18 protein-coding genes, 1 tRNA gene and 1 pseudogene are annotated in these 23,796 nt (G+C 40.3%); 6 read left to right on the forward strand and 14 right to left on the reverse strand.

The annotated features are described in order from the left end of the window. The first annotated feature begins 13 nt into the window (after positions 1 to 13). A complete protein-coding gene (locus DP117_RS01830) occupies positions 14 to 940 on the forward strand; it encodes a prohibitin family protein (RefSeq protein ID WP_169216631.1) in 927 nt (308 codons plus the stop codon). Positions 941 to 983: 43 nt separating this feature from the next. Further along, entirely contained in the window at positions 984 to 1,745 is a 762-nt protein-coding gene (locus DP117_RS01835; RefSeq protein WP_169216632.1) for a cadmium resistance transporter, read from the forward strand. A gap of 203 nt (positions 1,746 to 1,948) precedes the next feature. On the opposite strand, the gene DP117_RS01840 is transcribed toward DP117_RS01835, so the two are convergent. Next, positions 1,949 to 2,878, reverse strand: a complete 930-nt coding sequence (locus DP117_RS01840) for an FTR1 family protein (protein WP_248277486.1) — start codon at positions 2,876 to 2,878, stop codon at positions 1,949 to 1,951. Positions 2,879 to 3,130: 252 nt separating this feature from the next. On the opposite strand from DP117_RS01840, the gene DP117_RS01845 reads away from it, so the two are divergent. Further along, positions 3,131 to 3,724 carry a Uma2 family endonuclease gene (locus DP117_RS01845; protein ID WP_169216633.1) on the forward strand — a complete coding sequence of 198 codons (594 nt, stop codon included), beginning with the start codon at positions 3,131 to 3,133 and terminating at the stop codon, positions 3,722 to 3,724. An 11-nt stretch (positions 3,725 to 3,735) separates the two neighbouring features. Here the strand turns inward: DP117_RS01845 and DP117_RS01850 are convergent, their stop codons facing one another. The 4 genes from DP117_RS01850 to DP117_RS01865 form a co-directional block, all read right to left on the reverse strand. Beyond that, the gene (locus DP117_RS01850; RefSeq protein ID WP_169216634.1) at positions 3,736 to 4,548 is read right to left on the reverse strand and encodes a response regulator; all 813 of its coding nucleotides are present in this window, start codon (positions 4,546 to 4,548) and stop codon (positions 3,736 to 3,738) included. Then, positions 4,548 to 7,052, reverse strand: a complete 2,505-nt coding sequence (locus DP117_RS01855) for a hybrid sensor histidine kinase/response regulator (RefSeq protein ID WP_169216635.1) — start codon at positions 7,050 to 7,052, stop codon at positions 4,548 to 4,550. Before DP117_RS01855 ends, DP117_RS01850 begins: the two co-directional genes overlap by 1 nt. Before the next feature lie 170 nt (positions 7,053 to 7,222). After that, complete coding sequence (locus tag DP117_RS01860; protein WP_169216636.1) at positions 7,223 to 8,686, reverse strand: hypothetical protein; 1,464 nt, start codon at positions 8,684 to 8,686, stop codon at positions 7,223 to 7,225. Positions 8,687 to 9,551: 865 nt separating this feature from the next. Further along, positions 9,552 to 9,869 (reverse strand): DUF3155 domain-containing protein, encoded by a 318-nt coding sequence (locus DP117_RS01865; RefSeq protein ID WP_169216637.1) that lies wholly within the window; start codon positions 9,867 to 9,869, stop codon positions 9,552 to 9,554. A gap of 533 nt (positions 9,870 to 10,402) precedes the next feature. Here DP117_RS01865 and DP117_RS01870 point away from each other — a divergent pair. Further along, positions 10,403 to 11,830, forward strand: coding sequence for a HAMP domain-containing sensor histidine kinase (locus DP117_RS01870; protein WP_248277487.1), 1,428 nt, complete (start codon positions 10,403 to 10,405; stop codon positions 11,828 to 11,830). Positions 11,831 to 11,921: 91 nt separating this feature from the next. Here DP117_RS01870 and DP117_RS01875 read toward each other — a convergent pair whose 3' ends face one another. The 3 genes from DP117_RS01875 to DP117_RS01885 form a co-directional block, all read right to left on the reverse strand. Continuing rightward, entirely contained in the window at positions 11,922 to 13,175 is a 1,254-nt protein-coding gene (locus DP117_RS01875; protein WP_169216639.1) for an S-layer homology domain-containing protein, read from the reverse strand. 1,251 nt (positions 13,176 to 14,426) lie between these two features. Continuing rightward, positions 14,427 to 15,116, reverse strand: coding sequence for a conjugal transfer protein TrbI (locus tag DP117_RS01880; RefSeq protein ID WP_169216640.1), 690 nt, complete (start codon positions 15,114 to 15,116; stop codon positions 14,427 to 14,429). A 233-nt stretch (positions 15,117 to 15,349) separates the two neighbouring features. Continuing rightward, complete coding sequence (locus DP117_RS01885) at positions 15,350 to 16,807, reverse strand: tyrosinase family protein (RefSeq protein ID WP_169216641.1); 1,458 nt, start codon at positions 16,805 to 16,807, stop codon at positions 15,350 to 15,352. 176 nt (positions 16,808 to 16,983) lie between these two features. On the opposite strand from DP117_RS01885, the gene DP117_RS01890 reads away from it, so the two are divergent. After that, entirely contained in the window at positions 16,984 to 17,538 is a 555-nt protein-coding gene (locus DP117_RS01890; RefSeq protein ID WP_169216642.1) for an isochorismatase family cysteine hydrolase, read from the forward strand. A 316-nt stretch (positions 17,539 to 17,854) separates the two neighbouring features. Here DP117_RS01890 and DP117_RS01895 read toward each other — a convergent pair whose 3' ends face one another. From DP117_RS01895 to DP117_RS01905, 3 genes and pseudogenes are all read right to left on the reverse strand, one after another. After that, a complete protein-coding gene (locus tag DP117_RS01895) occupies positions 17,855 to 18,673 on the reverse strand; it encodes a molybdopterin-binding protein (RefSeq protein ID WP_169216643.1) in 819 nt (272 codons plus the stop codon). Positions 18,674 to 18,768: 95 nt separating this feature from the next. After that, positions 18,769 to 18,964: pseudogene (nadA, locus tag DP117_RS01900) on the reverse strand (quinolinate synthase NadA); the annotation flags it as partial. 98 nt (positions 18,965 to 19,062) lie between these two features. Further along, entirely contained in the window at positions 19,063 to 19,584 is a 522-nt protein-coding gene (locus tag DP117_RS01905) for an NADAR family protein (RefSeq protein ID WP_169216644.1), read from the reverse strand. A 562-nt stretch (positions 19,585 to 20,146) separates the two neighbouring features. On the opposite strand from DP117_RS01905, the gene DP117_RS01910 reads away from it, so the two are divergent. Beyond that, a complete protein-coding gene (locus tag DP117_RS01910; protein WP_169216645.1) occupies positions 20,147 to 21,142 on the forward strand; it encodes a DMT family transporter in 996 nt (331 codons plus the stop codon). A gap of 23 nt (positions 21,143 to 21,165) precedes the next feature. Here DP117_RS01910 and DP117_RS01915 read toward each other — a convergent pair whose 3' ends face one another. The 3 genes from DP117_RS01915 to DP117_RS01925 form a co-directional block, all read right to left on the reverse strand. Further along, positions 21,166 to 21,663 (reverse strand): hypothetical protein, encoded by a 498-nt coding sequence (locus tag DP117_RS01915; protein WP_169216646.1) that lies wholly within the window; start codon positions 21,661 to 21,663, stop codon positions 21,166 to 21,168. Positions 21,664 to 22,004: 341 nt separating this feature from the next. Beyond that, on the reverse strand, positions 22,005 to 23,447 hold the full coding sequence (gene gltX, locus DP117_RS01920; protein ID WP_169216647.1) for a glutamate--tRNA ligase: 1,443 nt from the start codon (positions 23,445 to 23,447) through the stop codon (positions 22,005 to 22,007). Between the two features lie 128 nt (positions 23,448 to 23,575). Continuing rightward, positions 23,576 to 23,649 (reverse strand) — tRNA-Asp (locus DP117_RS01925). Positions 23,650 to 23,796 lie beyond the last annotated feature (147 nt).

Genomic DNA, 23,796 nt, shown 5'->3' on the forward strand with positions numbered 1-23,796 from the left:
ATAAACTGAAATTATGAACATAGAATCTATAACGAACATTAGCAGTCAACATTCAGTTCCAAAGCCAAATAAGGATATCCAGGCAGTTGTAAGAATTGTTTTGTTGCTGTTAATTTTGACTATCATCTCTAGCTTCTTTGTCATTGTTGATTCTGGACAGCGAGGAGTGCTTATGCGGTTTGGTGAGGTGCAACCGGAGATTCTAGGAGAAGGAATTCACCCAGTTATCCCGATTGTGTACACAGTCGAAAAGTTGAGTGTTCGAGTTCAAAATCAAGAGATTTCCACTAAAGCTTCTTCTCGTGATCTTCAAGATGTCTATACTGATGTGGCTTTGAATTGGCACATTATTCCCGAAAAAGCTAACGTCATTTTTCAGCGTATTGGAAATCAAGAAGCTATTGTCTATCGTATCATTCAACCAGCCGTGAAAGAAGTGCTGAAGGCAGTGATGGCAATGTATACAGCGGAAGAAATTATCACGACACGAGGACAAGTTAAAGCTGAGGTGGATAAAGCCTTGACATCTCGTTTAGGAGCCTATGACATAGAAATAGATGATATTTCTTTGGTGGATATTCATTTTTCAATGCAGTTTAATAGTGCTGTAGAAGCAAAACAAATTGCTGAACAAGAAGCTAAACGCGCAGGTTTTCTTGCTATCAAGGCAGAAAAAGAAGCAAGAGCGAAAGTGAATTTAGCTAAAGGAGAAGCTGAAGCACATCGATTAATAATGGAGACGCTAACACCAGCCATTTTACAACGACAAGCTATAGCCAGATGGGATGGTAGGTTACCTTGGATTTCAGCCGGTGGTGGTGAGAATACAAGACTCTTTCAATTAGAGTTAGATGAAATTGTGAAAGCAGCTCAGAACAACCCCGAACAAAATAGAGTCGAATCTCGCTCTGAACTGACAACTGCACTTTTCAAGAACTAAATGTACCTCTTTGATTCAATTTTGATTCAATAACACAACTGAAATGGATAACTTTCTTAGTGCAATTTCAACTGGATTTGCAGCTTTTACTGCTACAAACTTAGATGATATTGTCGTTTTGCTATTGTTTTTCTCACAAGTCAATGCAACCTTCCGACATCAACATATTGTTGTCGGACAGTATCTCGGTTTTACAGCTTTGGTACTTGCCAGTTTACCCAGTTTCTTTGGTGGTAGACTTTTCCCAGAAGCTTGGATTGGACTTTTGGGTACAGCTCCAATTGCAATTGGCATTAATCGTTTACTCAATCCGCAGAATGATGAGGATGAAACTGCTATAGAACCGGAACAGTCGGAAAATTCTTGGCTGAAGAATCTGTTTTCTCCCCAAGCTTACGGGGTAGCTGCTGTAACTATCGCTAACGGTGGCGACAACCTGAGTATTTACGTTTCATTATTCGCCAGCAGTACGTGGGAAGATTTAGGAATTATTTTGCTTGTCTTCTTTTTATTAGTCGCAGTTTGGTGTTACACAGCTTATCGCTTTACGCAAGTTCCAACACTTGCGAAACTCTTGACTAGCTACGGTAGTTATCTTGTTCCTTTTGTTCTGATTGGATTGGGTATTTTCATTTTGATAGATAGCCATACTTTAGAAAATCGTGGCTTAACTGTCCTCACAGCAGGACTTATTGGTTATTGTCTCATGAAGGAGGCGAGAGATGCTTTCGGTTATTCTATTGAAGGTGGTTCTCAATCGTCGCAGAATATTTCAGAAGTTAGGGTTGAGTCGAAGAGTCAGTAAAAAATCGTAGAGCAAAAAATCTTTTTTAGCTTAAACGGCTATCACCAGACTTCCAATTCAAAAAATATCTAATTTGTAGAGTGTATTACTTGGTTAAAGCACGCTACAAATTAAGATATCTTGCAACTGTTATGTTTTGAATATTAGATATTACATTGTCCTGCTCAGTTAAATTTCTCTAGATTGATGTTGAAAAATTGAAGTTAATTGAGTTTAGTTGCTGGCTTTAGTTGTGTAGGTTGACTAAGACTGCGGAAGTAGAGGCTACCCACAATCGCCCAAAAAAGGAGATATCCCACAGCTTGAAGGAGATACAGCTTTTGGGTATAGCCAAATAAAGTTTTCAGGAGAATTCCAGGAAACTGTCGGTCGGGTAAAATACCAGAAAGATCCCAAATTTGAGGACCTAAAAGACAAGAAGTCTTTCCTTGTCCACAAATATCAGCAACAGAAGAATTGATTTGGCTAAAGGCAATCGCCGCAGCATCAAGATGGCGGAGTGCAGAAATCACTAATCCAGAGACAATTAGCAGCAGCATGACGCCCATCACCTGGAAAAATTTGCTTAAATTGATACGGATGCTCCATTTAAAAAGCAGCATCCCGATGACAACTGCTGTACTTAGTCCTCCAATTGCCCCAAGTACAGGTGTCCAGCCTTCTTGAAACTTCGCGACAATAAACAAAGCCGTCTCTAAGCCTTCCCGAAATACAGCAATAAAAATTAAGCTGAAAATCGCCCAAGTTGCACGGTTGTCTTGATCCAAAGCACTTTTGACTGAACCTGTGATTTCGGCTTTGAGAAATCGTGCTTGTTGCGTCATCCAAATTAGCATCCAGCTAAGCATGGCGATCGCAATCACGCCTAATCCAACCTCGAAAAGTTGCTTAAAAACAGGTGCATAGAGTAAATCAGATGTCTGTAATCCTTGGATTCCTAGATGTAGTAGTAAACCGACAACAAAACTCGCTAAAGTGGCGCTGAGAACTCCCAGGTATACCCAACGATGCAATCTTTGTTGTTCAGCTTGCTGTAAACAAGCAAAGACGATTCCGACAACTAAAGCAGCTTCTACACCTTCTCTTAAGGTAATGAAAAAGGTTGGTAATGCAGCACTCCAATTCATACTCATTCGTAGTTTGTAGTTCGTAATTCGTAATTAAGCAAGCCAGATGAAATCTAACTTTCCAGATTTACATCTGTAGTTTGATTTTAGTGTGACATGGTTTCTGCTGCAGATGCTTCTGTGAGTTTAACTCCTGCAGATTCTTTACTTTTACGGGTTGGGAGATGTCTGAAAAAAACGCGGGATCTTTTTCTACTCACTAACTATAATGATAGGGCGATCCGATAATAGAATTAACCCCTTTCGTAAAACATCATCATGGAAACCCTCACCTTAAACATACCTCCAGCTGTAGGTTTAACCGATGAGCAGTTTTATCAACTCTGCATTGCTAACGAACCTTGGCAATTAGAACTTACCCAGACTGGAGAATTAATTATTATGCCCCCAACAGGCGGAGAAAGCGGAATTAGAAATTCAGATATGAACGTACAAGTCGGTTTATGGAACCGTCAAACCAAGTTAGGGAAAGTCTTTGACTCTTCCACTGAGTTTAAATTACCCAGTGGTGCTTATCGCTGTCCTGATGTTGCTTGGGTGAAGTTAGAACGTTGGGAAGCATTAACGAAAGATGAAAAACGGCGTTTTCCACCTATTTGTCCTGATTTTGTAATTGAACTGCGTTCCGAAAGTGATGCTTTAGATAAATTACGCACCAAAATGCGAGAATATCAACAGAATGGTGCAAGTTTAGGTTGGTTAATTGACCCACAAACGCCTTTAGTAGAAATTTATCGACCAGGACAAGATGTAGAAGTTTTGAATTTCTCTTTTGATAACCCTCCTCAACTTTCTGGTGAAGAAGTTTTACCTGGTTTTATTCTAGATTTGACTATTATTTTAAATCCATAATTGGGAACAGATTAACGATTAGACATATAGCGAACACTAGTACAGAGGTATTCTTGACCGTTAAACTCTAAATAATTACCGCTAATTTCCACCTCTATTTCTCGACCATCTTGAGTTATGTGAATAGATTCCAAGGTATAACAACCTCTTTGTTTCAAATCTTGCATATGTGACAGCCAATTTGCCGCTGGAAAATTTGGATCAATATCGTGGACAGTCATAGTTAGCAGTTGTTCGCGGGAGTAGCCTAGAGTCTGACAAGCTGCTTCATTGACGTAGACAAACTGAGCATTTAAATTCATAAAAAAGACAGCATCCTTACACCTGTCTAGATAAAACTGTGAAAGCCGTAGTGCTGTCTCTGCTTTTTGGCGATCGCTAATTTCTTGTTGTAACCGTGCATTTTGCTCGGTTAGTTGCTTTTGCAGTCTCCGAATTGTTAAATTATTTTCGACACGGGCAAAAACTTCTTCTTCGCTAAACGGTTTTGTGATATAATCTACACCACCAACAGCAAAAGCTTTGACTTTATCGAGAACCTCATCTAAGGCACTGATAAAAATCACTGGAATATCCCGAGTCAAAGCAGAAGCTTTCAGCCGTTGACAGACTTCATAACCGTTCATATCTGGCATCATAATATCAAGCAAAATAAGGTCAGGCGGGGCGGCTTGCGTTGTCTTTAACGCTGTTTGTCCGTTAATGACTCTGCGAACTTCATACCCCAACTGAGTCAGCATTGCAGATAAAAGTCGTAGATTGTCTGGTGTATCATCAACGACTAAAATATTTGCTTTAGGCTGCTGAGCTTGATTGTCATTCATTATGAGTCCGGTTGCGTTAAATCGATGATTTTATCAATACGGAAATTATTGACTAAATCAGCTAGCACATTTGCCAAGAGGGCTGATTCCTCAGGAATTTGCTCAAGTAGGCTAAAAATCTGCTTTTCATCGGTGCATAAAGCTGCTTGATAAAGCTGTGCTATCCACTCAGGAGGCATAACACTTAAACTTTTAGCATTCAGCACGTAGCTTTCGGTTTTTTCTTGTTGCGAACTGCTAGATGCGGATGAGTGATCACTATCTGCATAGACATAACGCACTCCCAGATACTCAGTCATCTTTTCCAAAAGAACTTCTTCGCGGAAGGGCTTGCGTACAAAGTCATCACAACCCGCAGATAAAACAATCGCTCGTTCCTCATCAAAAGCACTAGCAGTCAGAGCAATAATAGTGGTAGCCTGTCCCTTCAAATGGGATTTTATCTGTTTGGTAGCTTCATAGCCATCCATCACTGGCATTCGCATATCCATCAAAATCAGGTGAGGTTCCCAATTTTCCCACAAAGTGACACCTTCTTGACCATTTTCAGCTTCCCGCACCTCAAAGCCAAGCGTTGCTAGTGTCTTGACCAAGAGTAGACGATTTTCCCATTTATCTTCCACTATCAAGATACGATACTTGGGTTGATTCGGTTCTAGAGCAATGACTCGTCGCTTTTGCTGTTGAGTTTGAACTTCAGCTCCTTCTGCTGCACTACACTGGATATCAAAAGAAAAAATCGTTCCTTCACCCAATGTACTGCTAACAGTGATATCTCCTCCCATCAAGTGTACGAATTGTTGGCTAATAGTTAAACCCAAACCAGTTCCTTGCTGAGACTTTCGACCTGTTTCTGTTTGGATAAAAGGTTTAAATAATCGTTCCATCTCAGCAGGTGCAATCCCAGGACCACTATCTTCAACTTCAAAATGAAGCAAGGAATATGGCTCAAAGCTATGATTTGAAATCTGAGAGTTTTGTTTTGATGAAACTTCTTGCTGTTGTTTATTTTCTTCCTTCTTCCTAACTCGCACAGCAACACCACCTTCTTGGGTAAATTTGATAGCGTTACCAAGGAGATTAATCAAGACTTGACGTAATTTACTTTCGTCTGTTCGCACATATTTAGGAACTTCAGAACTGCGCTCAAATATCAGCTGTAATCTCTTAGATTCTGCCTTGAGTTGGAACATCTCTTCAAGAGAGTCAAGCAAATGATATAAATCAAAGCTACTTTCATTCAGTGTCGTTCTACCTGACTCAATTTTCGCCATTGACAAGACATCATTAATTAAAGTCAGCAAATGCTCACCACTGCGACTTACAATTTCTAAATTTTCCATCTGTAAAGGATTCAAACATGAATCGCGAGTCATCAGTTGAGTGAAGCCGAGAATCGTATTGAGAGGAGTGCGGAGTTCGTGACTCATGTTTGCCAAAAATTCACTTTTTGCACGATTTGCCGCCTCAGCTTCGTGAGCCTTCACCTCCAATTTACGGCTATAATTCTCTAAGCGATCGCGATAGATTTTCAACTGTCGCGTCAATACCAACACTCCAATCAGTAGAAATCCTGCGGACGCCAACCCCACTAACATAATCGTCCCTGCGAGTCGGCTAGCTGGGGCAAACGCTTCTTCCTGTTGCATTTCTACCATCAGAGCAAGGTTTTGGTCATTAAGCCAGCGGTAGACTCCAATAACAGGCACTCCGGCATAATTGTTATAGAGTCCTTCACCACTGATTCCACTCATTGCTGCATCAATACCTTTGCTGCTGATTCCATCAGGAAACTCTTGTTTCTTATTTTCCTTTCTGGAAATAAATGAGTTTTTAGTCACCAAAGAGCCAACTAAGTAACTTTCTCCACTCTTACCTAAACCTGTATGTTCCCGAATAATCTCGTCAATTCGGTATAAGCTTAAATCAGCTAACAGAATTCCTTGGCGTACCCCAGAGGCATCACGTAAAGGTGTTGCGAAGGTGACCGATGGCTTACCAGTCACAGGCGAAACATAAAAAATAGGGGCAAAAGAATCTCCCTGCTGAATCTGCTCAATATAAGTAATGTTGGCTAAAATTTCGTATTGACCTTCACGCTGTTTATCAGTAGATAAAATAATTCGATTGCTGCGGTCAAGAATGTAAATTTCCCGAAAACTTAGCTGATTTTTCGCTACTTTTGTGATAAAATTGGAGAGAACATTAAAAGCATTACGATAATTTACATCAGAATTTTTAGAATTTAAAAGTACTACCAGATTCTTTTGTATGTCTGGAAACTGAGTTATGAGGATAAAGTCCCGTTGCTGGTCTTCAAACCAACGGGTGATTTCTTCCTCCTTAAGACTAGCAGGAGCACGAAGTCGCTCAAAAGCGGCTTGTTGAAGAGCTTCCCTAGCTCTGAAAAAGGCAACTCCTCCCACTACACTCACAGTCACTAACGACAAAAGTAAGAAGGAACTAGTCACTTTAGTGGTTAGGTGCTGATTCCAGAACTTCATAGAATGACGAGACTTTCTTTGAAAATAACACTCCCTCGGCTGAAGCACGGGAGATTCTATGTGTAGAGTAGCGTGGAATTCAACGGTGATAACGTTTAGTGGGTAGGACAGGGTCAGAATCAGCTAGTGAGTTGACGCTCGCTAATTGCTCAAAAATTGCTTGTGTGTTTTTAGTTGATAATTCCCCTCTGTTTAATGGTTGTTTTTGTTGTCTGAGATAAACCAGGCCAAGGAATGAAATTCAGCCTGAGAATACGCTTTGTAGGGTCGTTGTCCCAAGCACTATAAATATTTTGCCAATAAGTAAGGAAGATAGGCTGAAATCGACCCAAAGACTGCATGAGAGAGTAATAAACTCGATCAATCATTGCTTTATCGGGAGAAATATCTTGCCGAATTTCCAGGTCAAACGCAAGATACTGTCTATCCTCTTCATAAATCATCTGGGCGCGGTATAATCCAGTGAGAATCTCGTCAAGTTCTTCACATTTGACCGCTGCATCCAGCATATATTCTGTGAAATTAGAACCACCAAGAATTACACATTTGTCAGCTCGACCTGTGACAGCCAACAAGTCCGGGAGTTGTTCGCTAGCAGATGACAAAATTTCTAGCAGGGCTTCATTCCCGGAATCCAGATGCTTCGAGGTAAGAACGGCTTGTTTCAATTCCTTCCAACTATATAAGGAAACTTGGTCATAGAGAATGTAGCGTATTAGCGGAATTCCTTGCCAACGGGTTATGCAAAGGTGTCCATCGACAGTTTCCAGAAAAGTGTCAGTAGCAAGGAAATGAAAGAAGTGGGGAATTGGGGATTCTATACCCAACTCAGTAGCCAGAGCATTGTTTCGATACAACAGTTTTCGCAGAGCTACCGATGCTTGCGATTCAACTCCAAGGGTACCTGTATCAGCACTCCCGTAAAGGGAAAACATAAATGGAGTGTCATCCCCAACCCCTGCACGGTTCTGGAGAGAAACTCGCAAGCTCTCAGGAAAAGGTTCACCAGTAACTACGTACTTTAATTTATCTAACGGGAGAGATTGCTTTAACTGACTTGCCTTGAGGTGAAGATAGGCGATCGCTGATGGAACTAGAAACACGATGATCTGATCCACAAAGGGACTCATTTTGCAGATCATTTCGATAATTTCATCGAGATTGTTGCCTGGAGAGAATACGTAGAAGGGATAAGTTGTATCAACTGCCATACTTTTTAAAGTCCAGGACATTGCATCTCCACCGATCCAGCTCCCCAGGCTAAATCCCACAATGGCTAGTGTTTTTTTTTGGTGAACAGCGAAGGCGTCTTCGAGAAAAATTCTCAAAGCAGTGGGTGAAGACCGACTGGTTGACTTCATCTGCGGCCAGTAGAAGGTTTGCCCTGACGACCCGGAAGAGCGAAATATGCTAAAACATTCCTCATAATCGTCTGCCAATAGTTCCTCCCATGAGTAGGCTAAGGCGTAGGATTCTTTGTCTGACTTGGGCAGATGCTCAAATGAATCTCCGACTTTAAACCCTTGCTTTTCCAAAAACTGCTTGTAGGCTCTTACAGATCTTTGGGCACGCTGTGCCACTTCGGATGCTACCTGTTTCGATCCCAAAAAGTTTTTCACAAATGCTTTATTCACCCAAACACTCCTTATAAGGAAGGTTACTCGTAGGACTTACTCGTTGATAGGAGTCATCAAGTATGAAAAATGACTATCAGATACAGGGCAAGTGCATTTTAAAATTGTAGCGAGAAGCTGATTAACTTATGTACTAGCAAATTACGATCCGCAGCAACACAGTTGTTAGGCTGCTTGTTCAACCTTCTGCTTCAGATGTTGTAACCATGTTTGAAGCGACGTATTATGCTGTACAAAAGTTACTCAAAAACCATCCAGACTATAAAGCTTTACCATCTATTGATTTAGGCTTATATCTTTCACCAGGGTCCAAAATTGACCATTGATACAACCAACGCACCAATCTCCAGTGCTTTGGTTGAGCGTGAAAATCTTGATAGCCATAGTGTTGTTTAATTCATGTCGTATGTTCTCAGCGAGTTTCTGAGTTCGGTAGCGTTCCAAGCCAGTCAAATTATCAATACAACATTTCTTGAGTATGACAAAAAAGTCTTTGCGTAAGTTCTGTATGTTTTAACTTTTAACAAACGGAATAGAGAGAGGAGGTAAAACGACTCGCAATAGACAGCCTTTCTCTACTTACTGTAGAAAAAAGCCATATCGCTTAACGGAGCGTGCCAAAGTTTTGCTCAGAACAGGTTCGCTCTATCCTCACTCTCTGTCGTTTCTTATACTTAAATGATCAACTCATACAAACACAAAGTTTGATGAGAGTTGATAGTCGCAAAAACAAAATTGCTAGCTTAACACTGGCAAGTGAGCTGCATTCTTAAAAAAAAATGAAACTTAAAAAAAAACTAGCAATTTTGCTTGTTAATGGTTGTCATGAGTCAAACTCAAACTCTATGATCACCATGACTAGCACTTAACGACTAGCAACAGCTAGTTGCTCCTGACCTGGAGGGGTTTCAAGTACCCTCAAGCTAGGAAATAAAAAGTGATTTTCTTCAACATATTGAGCACCAAACAGCCCCTTTTCAGCCCAAAAATAACGGTCTGTTGTGTGTTCATTTCGCTTTACAAGTAGCAAAGCCGGTGGCAAGATCCCTTCAGCTTGAATAAATTTTCTAGCTGCTGTCACAGGCTTATCTTCGCCGCTTTCGATACTGAATTGAGGCACATGCTCTAAAATTCGCCGTCCTTCCTGGCGACGACGACTCTTCCTCTTTCGTCTCCTTGCCAACCTTCTTTACCTCCTCTTACAAGCAGATAGATTGTAGTGATAGCTACAAAAACCGTCGTAATTATAAAAGTTCTAGTTCAAAAAATCAAGAGTTATTAACCTTTTGATACAAAACAGTTAATTTATTTTTTTGTATAAAAAACGTTAAGGAGAGACTATAATGCACCAAGGTAGAACACAAAATATCTCCACAGATAGAATCTGGAAGCAAATTTTTCGACTAGTTGCAACTCTGTCGTCAAGTCGCATGGGATTTAAACAAGGAAAAATTTTTTGCTCTTCACGCAAAGAATGCGCTTTCTCCAAAACGCAAGTTATGTAACTTACGACACAAAGTGTACTGAAATGTACCCTTCGCTCATTCTGAGCGGCTACTAAGTCAGGAGTTGCTGAGTACCTTTTTGGTAAACAAGATAATTCCTTGGAACGAGCCGTTAGTTGCAAGATTCAGTTAAGCTTTGTTAAATGGAAAAAGCTAACTTCTGTTGTTTTTCGTCCGTATAGTCTGTCGTCTTAAAATAAGGGCTCTTGAAATGTTAATGTCTGCCAGTTCTGAATTTGTGGCTCTATGCCGAGAGCAATTGGCACTGTTAGCCCAAGGGCTGGAAGCATCTTTGAGTGTTGTCTATTTAACGCAAGAATTGATAGGAGTTTCGACAAGTGAAGCAAAGCTTATTCCTGTGGTGGTTTATCCAGAAACAAAAGTGGAACAGCAGGAAGTGAGTGCTTTGGAATTGCCCACGTCAATACCTATCTCAACTTCTAATTGGGATTTTTATCGTTCAGCCTCCACCACCATAGATAAAACACTGCATTCTCGTAAGGGTGGTGTGTTCAACCGTAAATACAACCGCCATAATAGAAGGTTATTAAAACCAGCAGAAGACTTTCCCGCCCAATCACGAGAAAATGCGACACCAGATGCAGCACCACCGCATTCAACAGAGGAAGAATATTTATTGAGAGGCGATCAAATTGTTTTACCTCTTGTTCATGAAGATGTGATGATGGGGTTACTCGTCACAGTCAGAGAAGACCGAGCCTGGAATGAACAAGAAAGAAGTGAAATAGAACGGATTGCCCGAACCCTATCACTTGCCTGTATTTTGGATCAGCGTCGGGCATGGTTACACCAGCAGTTGCAGCAACAACAAATTTTTCAAGAAAAGCAGCAAGATTTACTCGATAATTTATTGCATCAGTTTCGCAACCCGTTAACAGCATTGCGTACTTTTGGTAAACTGTTGGTGAAACGACTGCGACCAAGCGATACTAACCGGGAGGTAGCAGTTAGTATTGTGCGAGAAAGCGATCGCCTCAAAGAATTGTTGCAACAGTTTGATGAAGTGATTGATTTAACAACAGAAGATTTAGAACCATTGGCGCTACCCCAAAAAGAAGTCCGAAAAGAAGCAAACGCAAAAAAAGACTTCATAGCACCACTCTTGTTACCTGGTACAGGAGACAAAGAGGTTGATTGTTCTGTATTAGATATATTAGAACCATTGTTAATATCAGCCAGAGTCATTGCTCTAGAGAGAAATTTGCAACTTGTTTCTGAAATTCCTCCTAACTTACCCCTGGTACGCGCTAACCCAAAAGCATTACGAGAGGTACTTAGCAATATTATTGACAATGCTTTGAAATACACTCCTACTGGCGGCAAAATTCTAATTCAGACGGGACAAGAAAAAGCTGATTTTCAGGGAATTGCTATAAGTGATACAGGTCCTGGTATTCCACCACAAGATTTAGAGCATCTAGGAGAGCGTCATTACCGGGGTGTTCAAGCCCAGACGGAAATTCCTGGTACAGGGTTGGGATTATCAATTGCTAAACAGCTCATAGAAAAAATGCAGGGTGAAATACAAGTTTTCAGCCCTGCTTTAACTTCGCTAACCTCATCACCTGATGCACCTGGAACGACTTTTATTATTTGGTTACCTGTTGCCAATACTTAGCAAGCAAATATGTTTGACAGCGCTTTTGAGTTGACTAAAAGACACATCTGCTGTATAAAAAAGCCCACTCTACTAATAACTCACTAAAAAACTATTTCAACGAAATCTGAAAATTCTGATCAATAGTCATTTGCAAATCAGTGTTTGGATCAATGGCGATTAAGTCCACACTATTCTTACCAAAGAACAAACCAATTAATCCACCAATAGTAGCCCCGCCTAGAATTTCTCCCGCAGCAATAGCCTTATCGCCTGTCACAAGTGAAACCGCAGCAGCTGCGCCCGCGCCGAGTGCAGTATTCTTAAGAACTGTTTTTGTATTGATACCCTTTTTGACAGTTTCAGTCTTGGTAATCGGTTCAGAAGTTGCATTGATTGGATACTCCTGACCATTGTTGGTTAAAATGAGTTTTTGGGCAAAGAATTGAGAACCACCTTTGTTTTTGACGGGACGGAGCTCACCAACTACTTGACTGCCCGCTGGAATGACTACAGTTCCTTTATCAGTGATCACATTTTGCGCCACAGTAAGGGTTAAAGGTGCTGTTTCATCCTTAGTGACAAGAATTTTTTCTGCTTTTTCATATTTTATGGGGATAACAGTTCCTTCAGGAATTGTCACCGCTACTGGTTTTGATGGAGTCGGTTCGCCAAAAGCCACAATGTAGGGTGAGTTAATTGCTGCGGCTTGATTGGAACTCACCAATGCTTGGTAGATAAAAGCTGCTACTTGTGCCCGAGTTGCAGTTGCATTGGGGCTTAAAAACTTAACATTAGGGTAGTTTACGACAATTTGCTTTTCAGTCGCTGCAGCCACAGGGCTACGGGCATAGCCAGAAATATTATTGGCGTCATTGTAATACTGTAGGGTGCTTTCAATATTACCGCTAGCGTTGTAATCTAGACCGCTAGAGAGAGAAACTAAAACCTGCTCGCGAGGAATATTTTGGTTAGGCTCGAAACGATTGCCAGGATATCCAGATAAAAAACCAGTGGTATATGCATCCTGAATCGCACTCAATGCCCAGGAGTTGCTTGGTACATCGTCAAATCTGACTGCTTGCCGTTCTGGTGCTTTTCGGAAAGCTTTACCAATCATGGCAGCAAATTGAGCGCGGGTGACTGGCACTTCTGGGCGAAAGGTACCATCTGGAAAGCCCGCAATAACACCCCGCTGTGCTAGTTCTCGAATAAACCCTGCTGCCCAATAGTCGGATTGAACATCACTAAAACTTGTTTGGGCGAAAGAAGCTGTAGGTGTCACTAGAGGTGCGATAATTCCTGCTGTTATGCCCAAAGCCATGAAGGCAGCACATCCAGATTGCCAACGAAAGTGACCAAACATTATATTCGTACTCCCCACAAAATCTGCTCTTTTCTGTTAGTTATTTAGACTACCTTAGAATTCAGAGGTTCCAACACACCCAGGCTTCACTTAATAGTTTCATTGAGCGATAACAGTCAATCAAGAATAAGTTACGAAAAATGAAGTTATTCATTTTTCACTTTTATCCTTTCTCTGATGATTTGGACTTTATTCAGTTGAAAAATCCTGTCCATTTTCAAACATAAAATTTTTAAGGACAGTATATTATTCTCTACTTGGCTTGAGTTCTGAGTTTTAGTCCCATTACAAAAAACTACGATTTTTAAGGTAGACGCCGTTTACTTTCCGAAATATTTCGCCAAATGAAAGACAATTTATGTCTATAGTTGCAAGACGTGCTATCGAAAAAATAGTTGCAGGTCAATTAAAAATTGTACTAAAAATTTTACTTCGATAATGCTGAGTATAGAGTATTAGGAGTTGAGTAAATCCACGCCGACTAAACGTGGCACTGAAATAAGAATATCTAGTATGTTCTGCCTTGCATAAACATACAAATCATTTTGTTGAGCGAGCTTTAAATCCACAAAGCACATTTCTTGTGTAACCAATAACTCATAACTCGTTATTCCTTACTTCTTTTATAACTGCGACTCATCAGGATAAAAATATACTTCAATGTTCTTTTTGTGTAAATTGTAAGCGATAAGCCCAAAGCACGAAGTGTTTGCCTTGAAAAAAATTTAGAGAACTAATCTTTGATTGGCGATCGCCCAGGCGATGCACAAGCCCAATACTGCTCCTTTAAAAGCAGGACTTACGCAAAATAATGAAAAAATAAACCGCAAAGGACGCAAAGAGCACGAAGTTAAGAGAGTTTAAAAGAGTTTTTGCGTAAGTCCTAAAAAGGATCGCCTTTGTTTCCTCTCCAAAAAAGATGAGGGGTTGCTCTTCTGGCAACCCCTTGGTAGTGTGAGAGCGATGGCATAATACACCACCCAGCCCTTTAAGAGCGCCTCACTGGCGGCGCACCACCCGTGATGAATAGAACAAACAAGTCAAATCTTCTTCGCTTCAGCATAGCTGCCGTCTGCCTTGTTTGTTGATAACTGTTGTACTGCAAATCGATCAAACTTACGAACTCAATGAGGAGAAACCTAGTACCACAAGGCAAAAGTCACGCATTCAAAAATCACGCATTCAAAAGAAAGAACCAAAATTTTATAAGTCTTTTAGGCATTCCAATTGCTTTATTTGGGCTGCGACGTACTAGTAGTAGCCACGAGATACTAACAAATTAGAGCGTAGTGTGAGATTCAAATCTCCTCGTTGAGGTTCAATGACGATAACTTCAGCTTTTTTGCGTCGCAGTAGAAGACTTGCAGCAGCACCTGCACCTGCACCAAGTATAGGTTCGAGAGCTTCAATTTTTTGGTTACCTGTTAACAGTGAAATCACACTAGCAGCACCTGCACCAATAGCAGCATCCTGTATTAATTTATCAGTTCCACTTCCTTTAGTAATTGTTTCCTTTTTGGTTGCAATCCGAGAAGTTGCATTAATAGACTGACGCTCACCATTGGGAAGCAAGATATCTTGAGCAACAAAATAAGTCCCTTTTTCACCATTTTGGGTAATTGGTTGCAGTTTTCCTTCAACTTCACTCCCTTCTGGAATTAATACATTTCCGGATCTGTCTACAATGTTTCTTGCTATCTTCAGTTTTATAGATGTCGTTTCATCAGGAGTGACAACAATTTTATCTTTGTCATATGTCACTGGTAGTGTGACTCCAGCAGGAATTGAAACTCTTCCTGTTTGTGTTTGTGTTCTTTGCCCACGAAAAATTTCTTGTGCAGAAGCAGGAGCAAACAGAAACATAGGTGCAATGGTTCCTGTTGTGATTGCCATTACTATAAGTGCAGCGGTTCCTGTTTTCCAACGATGAAAGCGAGTCATAGTAGAATCCTTTTGTTTTTTTCTTAGTGTATTTGACGTGCTGTTACCGAGATTGTTTCTGGTTTTTTTTTACCTATTGGTATGCGTATTATAAGGTTAAAGTCATATTTAAGACGTTAATAATGTGCGATTGTTCCTCTTTATTTATAGACCGTTCATGTGTTCTAATGAATAGTAAAAAAAGATATAAAAGTGAAGACAACTTTGTTTGGTCTCCACCTTTATCCCTCAAGTTAAAAAGTATAAACAGAAATTTTCTGGAAGCGTACTTCGGAAAGTGGCTGATCCTGGTAAGTTGTTAGTAAGCTAATTCGGAATTGACCAGACCATTCACCCCGTTGTCGTAGCGCCTCTACGACTGGAGTTGCTTCCAATACAACTGTTGGTTTTGGATGTGTTTCATTAGTGTCATGGCTGCTATGCTCAGAATCTGTTTCATCAGTGTTATGGCTGCCATGCTCGTGAGTCATGTGCTCATCATGCCCAGAGTGACCTCCAGCGTGTGAGTGAGCATCAGCTTCCATTGCAAATAATCCTATAGTGCCAACATAGTACTCCTGTTTCGATGCGGAGTCTTCATCCGGCAGATTGAGATATACCTCATAATTCACGCCGGGTGGCGTGTCATACTCAATACCCTCGAATACAAGAATAACTCTCTGGTTGACTGCTCTTTCGGTAGTGCTAAATCCTCTTTGAGCAACGGGAGAGATTGAAAATTCAGCTGTATTTGCGCTCAGCCGAATAACTTCTCCTTCAGGCGTAGCTCCAAGGAACTCAGGTGGGTTTGAAGGCGGTTGAACAAATGACACTGTACTTTCTGTTAAAGGTCTAGTCCTTGGCTGCTCGTCATAAACATAATTCAACTGCGAACCTGTATCTAGGATATCTTTACCTGACATTTCCTGTTGCTGACCATTTTCATCAAAGAAGATAAACTTAGTATCCATCCATGTTGAATTATCGACTGGATTGGAACGACCTTGACCTTGGCTCAACCACTGTTCCCATAATCGATCAATATTGCAGTGATGGAGCCAAAAAATTGGGTCACGAGCAGCTAACCTAGGATCACTCATCCAACCTGCTCCTCCTATATTCACATGAATAACATCGTGAGGCAGGTTTTCTAGTTGCCCTGTAACACTAGGATTCGCAAACTGTATTGGCTGACGCACCACGCCACCACCAAAAGAAGGAGCCAAAGAACCGATATCAGAGAGGAAGTTAGTATACCTCAAAGCAGGTCTATTGTCAACTGAGCTTTCTGGTAATGGTTCACCTCGATTGCTTCGAGCACTCCGCTGACTCACATACAACGTATTTGAACTATTTGCAGGAATGCGAAACGGCTCTGGTAAAACACGTTGATTTGGCTCAGAATAATTCCAGTAGGGAAGTGAAAAGCTTGAATCTCCTGATGCAGAGCGCACAATTCGCTCGAAAAAGTAAATATACATTCGATGCCAGGACAAAAAGAAGAAGCTTCGGTGCTGACACTGATTCCAAAATTGACCAAAGGTAGGATTGCTTTGTGAAGTCCCGTGAATGTTTGCCTGAAATATCCACCCAGTTGGATCGTTTAAATTGGCATTGGAACGGGCTTTCATCACTTCTACACCTTTACGATAAGCGGCAATTTCTGAGCCACCATCCTCTAAAATCTTGTAAATATTGCGACGAATCGGCATATAATACCCTGAGTTTTGTTTGCTAAGTGCAAAATTAGAGATTTTGCACTACTAAAGTAGTACTCAGAGTTAGCTCTTCGTTTTACTTAAGAGACGAGCTTTCTGTAAAATTTCTTCACGATGTACAATAGACTATCTAATACATGACGATACGATGCATAAGGCACTCCTTTTCCATGCGACGCGTTGTCCCCTCTAACAATATGAACTTCTGCCTATTTGTCATTGATATTCAAAACGGGTTCATAGCTCCAAATACAAGTCATGTTATACAACGGGTGAAGTCTTTATTAGAACAAAATATATTTGAGTATGTGATCTTCACAAAATTTCTAAATACCTTTGAAAGTCCTTATGTAAGATATCTAAATTGGAATAAACTTTTTTCAGAAACAGAGCAAAAACTTGTTGATGAAATTCAGCCATTTGCAAAAATTATTTTTCATAAATACATATATACTGGTTGCAATGAAGAAACTCTTAGTTTTCTCAAAAAAAGGGATATTCAAACAGTTTTTATTTGTGGAATTGATACTGAAGGTTGTGTCTTAAAAACTGCTATTGATTTTTTTGAAAACAATATTAATCCTTATGTTTTGGAGTATTACTCAGCATCAAATGGAGGTGATACTCTTCACCAAGCAGGTATTTTAGTTTTAAGTCAGCTAATAGGAAGAAGTAACATTATAACTGAACCCATAGATAAATTTAATATCAGTAACTATTTTTAACTAGAGTTTACTCAGATCTTGCACCTGATTGAAAAACCAGGTTTCTTGAGAAGACCTACTCGTAGAAACCTTAATTTCTGGTTCAGAAACCCGGTTTTTTGGATCTTGTTGAGAATGGTGCAAGATATCAATTACCTTTACTTATATCTTGCACCAAGGTCAAACCTGTGGTTTCTTGAGAATGACAACACTTTAAAACCTTAATTTTCCGTTTAGAAACCCGGTTTTTTAGGTCTTGTTGAGAATGGTGCAAGATATCAATTACCTTTACCTCTCACGGATGAATGTAGTCTGGGAAGGTTGATTAAAAGAAAACTTAGTTTGAGATAGAATCTATCGATATACCCGCTAAGAGTAATTCTTCTTTGAGTTCTTGTAGCGTTCTATTTAAATTATGTTCTACTTCTTCTTTAGAATTACCAGTACCAGAAATAATAACTCTTAACTTAACATCGGAACCAAAAATCTTAGGTCTTGATTTTATGTAAGTTTTATCCTGATGGTTTTCAAAAACTTTCTTGATAATAGGAGCTAAAATTGATTCGTCATTACAATTAACAATGACAATTATTTCAATAAATACACTGTTACCAAATATAGTTTTGAGGATTGGCTGCAAAGGCTCTTCAAAAATTTTCTTTAATTCTGTAGGTACACCAGGTAGACAAATTATCGTGGAGTTTTGTACTTTCAAAATCACTGCTGGTGCGGCTCCAACAGGATTTTCGATAGGAGTGGCATCTCTAGGTAGAATACCCATCTTTTTTCTAGCTGGTGTCATTTCAGAGCTATCAACATATCCTTGACTTGCAAAGTATTCGTATCTTGTTTTTACAAAAGATATAGCTTCAGCGTTCAGTTCTAAAGAGTGATTTGTCGCCTGAGCAACAGCTTCAAGCGTCATATCATCTATCGTAGGTCCCAAACCTCCTATTGTAATAATCAAGTCTATCTTTTGCTCTATTGCTGACTCAATTTCTTTGGCGATCGCATTCAAGTTGTCTCGAACTAACACTGCACGTTTCACCAATCCACCCATACCTGTCATTCTCTTAGAAATCCAGTTAGTGTTCGTATCAAGAACATCTCCAATTAAAACTTCATTACCGATTGTTATTATTTCAATTTGGGTCATAAAAATTTATTTTTACTGGCTCAAAACTTACCATCAACAATTTTATCAATCGGTGAGTGGTTAAGATTATAGAGTATTTGTCTATAAGTAACAAAACTTAGAATTTTGGTAGTTTCTGCCGTGAAGTGAACATTAGTAAAAACAATCAGGTCAGCATTCGTACTGCTACCTTGCTGTGAAAGTCCTAAAGAGTCCCCAATGTGATCGGCACTTTTGATAGTAGTGCGCCAAGATAACCACGTTTAACTCATGTTTTAAGGTCTAAATTGCCTCAAAAAGATCATGGGGCAGATTGTTTACTTTGTTGTGATTAAAACAGGTGTTGTAGTTGTAAACTTGTAAACTATAGTTGAAAGCGTTTCTTTGTCATGTCAGCTTCGTCGTTAGGATTAACTAGAATGACGAAGTATAGTTCGGACTTCCATCAAAATCTGCCCTAATCGATTTTTACCACTACCATCTTCTCCGCAACCCCAGTAGTAGTCATGCGATGTAGTTTCTATCAGTAGTTGATGACCAGTCGAGAGCAGAATATCTCGAATATCTGCATGGTTTTGGAATTTTGCTAAAACTGCTTTTTTCATGACCTCATCTTTGACTTGTCTCCAGTCTAGACGGAGGGGGAGGGAGCGATCGCCACCAATGTTTGCTGCTTCTAAAGGGGTTTTCGCCTGCAGCACTTTTTCAAAATAAGGTGTGCCTACAAACTTCTGTGCTTGAAAATAGTGTTCGCTGGTTTTCCAATACAAGTTATCCAATATAAAATCATGTGGCGAGAAATTACAAAAGCAACCGTAGGGAATTTCATGAGCGAAACAAAAATAGATCGTTTTTTCAGGGAAATGCACAAACTTGACTTTCGATTCCTCAGTAAGATGTTCTAAATTTGGAAGCTGGAATTTGTCTTTCATCACTTTTCTTTATATTTCACATAATTTGGAATGCTTGAAAACTATCGATGTTTATGAATAGATTTCATAGATCCCTGGTTATTTTCTCAGTCTTAGAGCGAAAATGCAAGTCTGGTTAACACAGTTCAAATTCTAACAAAAAAGCAAATTACTTATTTGCGACCTACCGATTAATCATTTTCAATTGGCAATGATGTCCACCACCAAGTCTCGTTCTCAAAAGCTTTGCGACAGCCCTGTACTAAAGTATGAACTTGCCACTCTTACAAGGTTTGAGGATAATGTGAACTACCTACACCGACCTGGCAATATAGTGTAGGTAGTTCACGGGACAATGCGTCGGATGCACTCTTTTTGTCCGGCTATTCATCCCACATCCGATCTGAAAGGCCCGTGTGGGATGAATAGGCTTTTAAGCTAAATACTGGTTGAATGATATGACTTAGTATAAAGTACTGAAAAATAATTAAAAAAAACTTGACAGAGTGATATTCTATAACACTATCGCAATCTTAAATTTTTCCTAATAAAATACGACAAGAGATAAAGTATTAATAATGATATGACCGATCAGCTTGAAATCACTAAAGCGCAGTCCCATAGCAAAGCAACAGGAGCAATAATTGCTATTTTTGTTGCTATATTGATTTTTGGCATGATGCCCATCTTAATTCGATGGAGCGAAAATGAAATCAGCCCTAATGCCACGATGTTCAATCGTTGTTGGATAGCCGCTGTTATTTTTGGACTATGGCAAGAGTTTTCGCTTGTGCGTCAGCGTTTGTTGGGAGAGCAAACTATCATCAAGCAGTCATTCGACAACAAACAAATCCTGCTACTGTTGGTAACAGCAGTGTTTTTCTGCGCCACTCAGATTCTCTGGGCTTGGTCTTTAACTCAGACTAGTATTGCGAACTCAGCACTGATACATAGTTTGACTCCATTCTTCACTGCACTGGGAGGATACTTACTCTTCAATCAACGCTTTGATTATAAGTTCCTGATTGGTCTTGCTATCGCAACTGTAGGAACAATTGTCCTTGGGTTAGATGACTTACAAGTTACCTCTGTTAAACTTCAAGGTGACTTACTTGCTTTGTTGTCAGCACTATTCTGGGGTGCCTATCTTCTGGCAATTGAAAAACTTCGGACACAGTTAACAGTAACAACTATCCTGACTTGGGTTTGTAGGATTAATACGCTTTTGTTTGTGCTGATTCTATTCATCAGCAACGATGAATGGTTTCCCCACTCTTGGGAGGGGTGGCTGAATGTTATTGCTCTAGCTCTAACTCTTATTTTCGCTAATGGACTGCTTGCATACAGCCTCAAATACTTATCTTCTAGCCTTGTAGCAATGATTAATCTTTTAGATCCGGTTGTGACTGCTTTTTTAGCTTGGATAATCTTTGCAGAGGCATTGGGTTGGTTGAACTTGGTGGCTTTTGCCATCATTATGCTGGGTATTTACCTTGCTTTAACTGGTGAGGGAGGAATTGAAGACCAAACCAAGGACTTACAACAACCGTCTCCAAAATCAACCAATCAAGCGTTTTAGGTAAACTTGGGCATTCATGGTCTCTACTTAACTTCTGTAATTCGTAGGGTATAGGGAAAATACTTGTCTTTCTTGTACGAACCAATCCATACATCGTATATTCCTGGTAGCCATTCTCCAATCATACCAGGATTCTTGCCATCAAAATCGTCATTACACCAGCTACCTCCAGGACCTCTAACAATGAGGGTAGTGTCTTCAGGACTTTCCACTTCTAATTTTAGGAAGTCAAACTTACTTGTTAACTCAATTGTATGGTCTGGTTCTTCATCGAAATATCCAGTACAGGTACCTGTGGGAGTTTCTTTTTTACCAGCAATTTCCCTCGCCCGTACGGAACCACCACTCATACCACGAACGGTATAGGGATTTGGGGAAAACTTTTGACCGATTGTGACATCTCCAAAAATTTCTGGAGGTGTTTCTTCTGCATGACACGTTGCATTGATTGCTGACGCGATTACCAGCGCAGCTATCATCAAAGATAATCTTATCTCTCGATATATCTCTTTTGTCAGCATTCCAATAACATACTTTTTTAAGTATTTTTAGAGACATGGATACCACACTAGAGGTTCCCAATGTGAAGGTCTTCGACTAGTTTTTTTACTTTTTCCACATCTTCCGCATCAAACTAAATTGCACCTTGTTGACACTCCCACGACTGCCAAACTTTCGCTACGCTCAGTTTGACAAAAAGCCGTGGGATTCTTGCTTCGCAGGGATTCCAATGAATTTACCCAAGATTGAGCAGCAATGGGTAGCTTTGTCCAGAGATTAAGTTACAGTTTCAAGCCCTGTTCACTCGTTGTGTTCCTTGCTCACAAAAAGTATATTTCTTGAGAGTGGTTGATAATGGTTGCTAACTCGCTTGTTTTACCGCTTGAATCAAGCGCGGTTTGTCTAAACCAATTTGATTCAAGAGTAACCACGATTGAATCAGATCAGGACCATGCAAATCTCCTGTTAAGCCAGCTCGAAGTGCTTTCATGACCAAGCCTTTCTTGACGTTTTGTTCTTTAACCACGTGCTTGATAATTTCTTGAGCGCTAGCTTCAGTGAGTTGGTGATTCTCCAAAGCAGCGATAATACTCTTGAGAGTAGCAGCAGAACCTTCTTGTTTTAATTGAGCACGTGCTTCGTCACTAAACTCAACTGTTTCTGTAAAAAACAGTTTGCTCATAGGAACTGCATCAACAAGGCGAGTCAAACTCGGACCAATTAAAGCGACAAGTTGCTCTAACCAAGAGCGATCGCGTCCTGCTATCAGTTGATATCCAGCTTCTTCCCAAACGGGAATGAGTAAATCTGTCAGCTTATCCACTGGCATATTGTGAATATACTGACTGTTGATCCAATCTAACTTTGCCCAGTCAAATTTTGCCCCAGCTTTGTTAACACGTTCAAAGCCAAATTGCTTGGCTGCTTCTTCTAGAGTGAAAATTTCTTGAGTTGAGTCTGGAGCTGACCAACCCAGCAATGTCATATAATTTGCCAAACCTTCAGGAGTAAAGCCCATTTGCTTAAAGTCAAAAATGGATGTAACTCCATCTCGCTTGGAAAGCTTGCGTCCTTCCTGATTCAAAATCAAGGGCGTATGGGCAAACTCTGGTACTTTTGCGCCAAAAGCTTCATATAACAAAATTTGTTTAGCAGTATTGGCAATGTGGTCTTCTCCCCTAATGACATGAGTGATTTGCATATCCATGTCATCCACCACAACAGCAAAATTGTATAGTGGCAAACCAATACCATCTGCTGCGGCGCGAGCAATAACCATATCACCGCCTAAATCGCTACCTCGCCAAACCATCTTTCCCCGTACCAGGTCATTCCAAACAATTTCTCGGTCGTCATCAATTTTGAAACGAATCACAAAGCTACGTCCTTGGGCTTTGTATGCGGCTTCTTGTTCTGGTGTCAGGTTGCGGTGACGGTTATCATAACGAGGAGCTTCATTTCTGGCTTTTTGAGCTTCACGCAGTGCTTCTAATTCCTCGGCTGTGGTGTAGCAGCGATATGCAAGTCCTTTATCAAAAAGGGTTTGAACCGCTTGTTTATAAATTTCCAGACGCTTTGTTTGGAAAAATGGTCCCTCATCCCATGTCAATCCCAGCCAACGCAATCCTTGGAGAATATTTTCGGTGTATTCAGGACGCGATCGCTCGCTATCTGTGTCTTCAATGCGCAGAATAAACTGACCGCCGTGGTGGCGAGCAAACAACCAGTTAAATACACCTGTCCTAGCGGTTCCAATATGTAGATTTCCAGTTGGACTGGGGGCAAGACGGACTCTAACAGTCACAATGTTTTCTCTCTTCTATGTTTTGCAAACGACAATTTATGTAGCTTATATTAAGCTTTAAGCAATGAGTGCTGAGTTCTGAATAACTTACGACTCTCTACTCAGAACTCAGCACTCATAACTTTTAACGGGACTGACGGGGCTCGAACCCGCAACTTCCGCCGTGACAGGGCGGTGCTCTAACCAATTGAACTACAGTCCCTTAATTTTTCACTTTCCCTATTATGCTTCTTCTCCTAAAATTTGTCAAGCTTTTTTTCATAAGTCATTCGTCATGAGTCACGAACTAGGAGTGTACGGGTGTAGAGGTGTAGGGTACGGGGGATTTTATCTCCTCAGCTAGGAGCTC

It is taken from the genome of Brasilonema sp. UFV-L1 (genome assembly GCF_012912105.1).
Classification (GTDB): domain Bacteria; phylum Cyanobacteriota; class Cyanobacteriia; order Cyanobacteriales; family Nostocaceae; genus Brasilonema.